This is a genomic window from Phenylobacterium sp., from assembly GCF_031412415.1.
Taxonomy (GTDB): domain Bacteria; phylum Pseudomonadota; class Alphaproteobacteria; order Caulobacterales; family Caulobacteraceae; genus Phenylobacterium.
In genome coordinates this window covers 1-3,899 of sequence record NZ_JANOCX010000132.1, presented here as the reverse complement: position 1 = coordinate 3,899, position 3,899 = coordinate 1, and the positions used below count along the sequence as shown (strand labels likewise).

Annotated in this window: 4 protein-coding genes; all 4 read right to left on the bottom strand. The window is 66.0% G+C overall.

The features are described 5' to 3' along the window. Positions 1-33 precede the first annotated feature (33 nt). The gene (locus RMO04_RS06540) at positions 34-786 is read right to left on the bottom strand and encodes a Crp/Fnr family transcriptional regulator (RefSeq protein ID WP_309643981.1); all 753 of its coding nucleotides are present in this window, start codon (positions 784-786) and stop codon (positions 34-36) included. An 87-nt stretch (positions 787-873) separates the two neighbouring features. Further along, the gene (locus RMO04_RS06535) at positions 874-2,016 is read right to left on the bottom strand and encodes an acyl-CoA dehydrogenase family protein (protein ID WP_309643980.1); all 1,143 of its coding nucleotides are present in this window, start codon (positions 2,014-2,016) and stop codon (positions 874-876) included. 72 nt (positions 2,017-2,088) lie between these two features. Next, positions 2,089-2,745 (bottom strand): ribosome biogenesis GTP-binding protein YihA/YsxC, encoded by a 657-nt coding sequence (yihA, locus tag RMO04_RS06530; RefSeq protein ID WP_309643979.1) that lies wholly within the window; start codon positions 2,743-2,745, stop codon positions 2,089-2,091. Further along, a partial coding sequence (yidC, locus tag RMO04_RS06525; RefSeq protein ID WP_309643978.1) for a membrane protein insertase YidC occupies positions 2,742-3,899 on the bottom strand: 1,158 nt, incomplete at its 5' end. The genes yidC and yihA, both read right to left, overlap by 4 nt.

Sequence of the window (3,899 nt, the reverse complement as noted above, 5' to 3'; positions counted from 1 at the left end):
TCGTCTACGAGGCCGCCCTCGATTGATCGGCGTCTACAGGTCCACTTCGGGCAGCAGCAGGGCGTAGTGCTCCTCGACGGCCGCGTAGCATTCGCAGGCCTGGCGCTCGAGACGTTTGCGGTCGACAACCTCAACCCGGCCCCGGTGGCGGCGGATCAGGCCGCGTTCCTCGAGCCCCTGAACCACGCCGGTCACCGTGGTCCGTTGGACGCCCAGCATCTCGGCCAGCGATTCCTGGGTCAGGTGGATGATCGCGTCGCCCGCCCGGTCGTGGGTGGCCAGCAGCCAGCGGCTGGCGCGGGATTCCACCGAATGCAAGGCGTTGCAGGCCACCGATTGCATGAGCTGGGCGAGCAGGGCGTCGGCGTAGCGCGAGAACAGGTCGGAGAAGGCCGGCGAGGCGTCCTTGAGGACTTCCAGCGCCTCGGTGGGGATGGCCAGGGCGCTGCCGGGGATCGTCACCACGGCGCGGCCAAAGGCGGGCTTGTTGCCGGCGCTGACGATGCCGCCCACCGCGCCCTCCCGCCCGATGGTCGCGGCCTCAACCTCGCGGCCGTCGCGGGTGATGATCAGCAGCGAGACCATGGTGCGCGAACCGGGAAAGTAGGTGGTGACAACATCGTCGCCGGGTTCGAACAAGACCTGCCCGCGCTCCAGCTCGATGGGAGCCAGCTGAGGCTGAATCAGCTCGAAGTCCCGCCGGCCGATCGCCGCCAGCAGACGGTTCGTCGATCGCACAGGCGGCGGCTGCACGCCGGGCGGGGTCTTGGCCGTGTCGATGGTCATGGGACGCCTCTGGTCAAGTATGTCGCGTCAGGCGGCTTAGAATAGGGTCGTCGGGCCAGCGTGGCTGTCGGCTACCCAACTGTGACGCTAGATCGTGCGCGCCACCACCTCCTTCATGATCTCGGACGTGCCGCCGTAGATCCGCTGGACGCGAGCGTCGCGCCACAGGCGGGCGATGGGGTACTCGTTCATGTAGCCCGCGCCGCCGTGAAGCTGGAGGGCGGTGTCGCAGGCCTCCCATTGCAGCTCGGTGTGGAACAGCTTGGCGGCAGAGGCCTCGGCGGCGGTCAGCTCGCCGGCCACGTGGCGCTTGATGGCCCAATCCAGGTGCGCCCAGCCGACCTGCAGCTTGGTCTTCAGCGCCGCCAGGGTGAAGCGGGTGTTCTGGAAGTCGAAGATCGCCTGGCCGAACGCCTTGCGGTCCTTGGTGAACTTGACCGCCTCGTCGAAGGCGCGCTGGGCGCCGGCCTGGCCGCCGACGGCGATCTGCAGCCGCTCCTGCGGGAGCTGGCTCATCAGATAGGCGAAGCCTCGCCCTTCCTCGCCAATGCAGTTGGTGATCGGAATCCGCACGTCGTTGAAGAACAGCTCGGAAGTGTCGGCGGAGTTCTGACCCACCTTGTCCAGGTTGCGGCCGCGGGCGAACCCCTCGCGCTCGCGCTCCACAAGGACCAGCGAGATGCCCTTGGAGCCCAGGTTCGGGTCGGTCTTGGCCACCACGATCACCAGGTCGGCGTTCTGTCCGTTGGTGATGTAGGTCTTCGACCCGTTGACGATGTAGTGGTTGCCGTCGCGCTTGGCGGTGGTCTTGATCCCCTGCAGGTCCGAGCCGGTTCCGGGCTCGGTCATGGCGATCGCGGTGATCACGTCGCCAGAGACCATGCCGGGCAGCCAGCGGGCCCTCTGCTCGTCCGAGCCGTAGTTGATCAGGTAGTCGACGGTGATGTCTGACTGGAGCGTCACGCCGGCCGAACACCCGGCATAGGCCAGCTCCTCGCCGATGATGGCGTTGTAGCGGTAGTCCAGGCCGAGCCCGCCGTACTCCGTGGGGACCTGCGGGCAGAGCAGGCCTGCCTCGCCATAGGCCCGCCAGAAGTCGCGATCGACGATGCCCTCCTCTTCCCAGCGGTCGAGGTTGGGCTGGAGGATCTTGTCGAACACCTTACGGACCTGGTCGCGGAAGGAGTCGAGATCGGCGTCGTAGGCCGTACGGCCGGAGGTGGCGATCATGGTGGCGGACCCTGGTTGTTGTCAGGACCCGTTGTTCCACGCGGTACGAAGCGCGCAAAGCGTGACCTGACGTCAGCGCTCCAGCACGATCCCGCAGGCGGCCATGATCTCGGCGCGCAGCTCGGGCAGGCCGGCGCCTTTTTCCGACGAGGTGGCGAGCACGCGGGGGAAGGCGGCGGGGCGCTTGACGATGGCGGCCTGGGTCTTGGCGACCATGGCGGCGACCTCGGACGGCTTGATCTTGTCGGCCTTGGTCAGGACGATCTGGTAGGAGACGGCGGCCTTGTCGAAGGCGTCCATGGGCTCCTTGTCGACGTCCTTCAGACCGTGGCGTGCGTCGATCAGCAGATAGGCGCGCTTCAGGTTCGGGCGGCCGCGCAGGTAGTCGTGGCCCAGGGCCTGGAACTTCTTCACCGTGGTTTTCGAGGCCTTGGCCCAGCCGTAGCCGGGCAGATCGACGAGGCGCAGGCGTTCGTCCAGGACGAAGAAGTTCACCTCGCGGGTGCGGCCGGGTTCGTTGGAGGCCCGCGCCAGCTTCTTGTGGCCCACCAGGCCGTTGATCAGCGACGACTTGCCCACGTTGGAACGGCCGGCGAAGGCCACCTCCGGCAGGTCGGTCGACGGCAGGCCATCAATCGCCACGGCGCCCATGAGGAAGCTGGCCTCGCGGGCGAACAGCACCCGGCCGGCTTCCAGTTCGTCCTCGTCGAATTCCCCGTTGTCGGTCAACCGACGGCCTTTGCTTTGCCAGAGAGCCTGGCGATGATCTGATCGATGGGGTTGTCCACCTTGAAGCGTCTCATGATCATGTACTGCTGCAGCACGGTCAGCACGTTAGACCAGCACCAATACATCAGCAGGCCGACCGCGAAGGGCGCCATGATGAAGGTGAACATGATCGGCATGAACTGGAAGATCTTCTGCTGCACGGGGTCGGGCGCGGGCGGGTTCATGGCCGTGGAGAGCCACATGGTCACGCCGTAGAGCAGGGCCAGCGGGCCCAGGTGCAGGAAGTCGGAGTTGAGGATGCCGCCGATCAGCGGCACCGACGCGGGGTTGTAGGGGATCAGGCCGAACAGGTTCCAGATGGTCAGGGGATCCTTGGCCGAGAGGTCCTGGATCCAGCCGACGAACGGCGCGTGCCGCATCTCGATGGTGACCGTCAGCACCTTGTAGAGGCCGTAGAAGACCGGGATCTGCACCAGCATGGGCAGGCAGCCCGTCAACGGATTGATCTTCTCGGTCTGATACAGGGCCATCAGCTCCTGCTGCTGCTTGGCCGGGTCATCCTTGAACTTCGCGCGCAGCGCCTCGATCTGGGGCTGCACCTTCTTCATCTTGGTGATCGACTCATAGCTCTTATTGGCCAGCGGGAAGAACACCACCTTCACCGCCACGGTCAGCAGCAGGATGGCGATCCCGAAGTTGCCCACATGGCGGAAGATGAAGTCGAGGAAGGCGAACATATAGCGGGTGATGAACCAGAAGTTCCCCCAGTCCACCGCCCAGTCGAAGCGCGGCACGCCGAGCTTGGCCTCGTAGTCCTTCAGCACCGGCACGGTCTTGGCGCCGGCGAACAGGCGGGTGGTCTCGCTGATCTGACGGCCAGGCGCGATGATGTGCGGCTGACCCACATAGTTGGCTTCGTAGATATCCAGGCCGGCGGGAGCCTGGGTCACCCGATACTGCGTCTGAATCTTCTCGGTCTGATCGGGGATCAGCGCCGTCAGCCAGTACTTGTCGGTGATGCCGGTCCAGCCGCCGGTGGAGGCGAGGGGACCGCCGCCGCCGTCCTTGACCCACTTGCCGTACTTCACCTGGCGCAGCTCCTCGCCGAGCCAGCCGATGGCGCCCTCGTGGACCACCTGGTTTTTGCCCAGGTC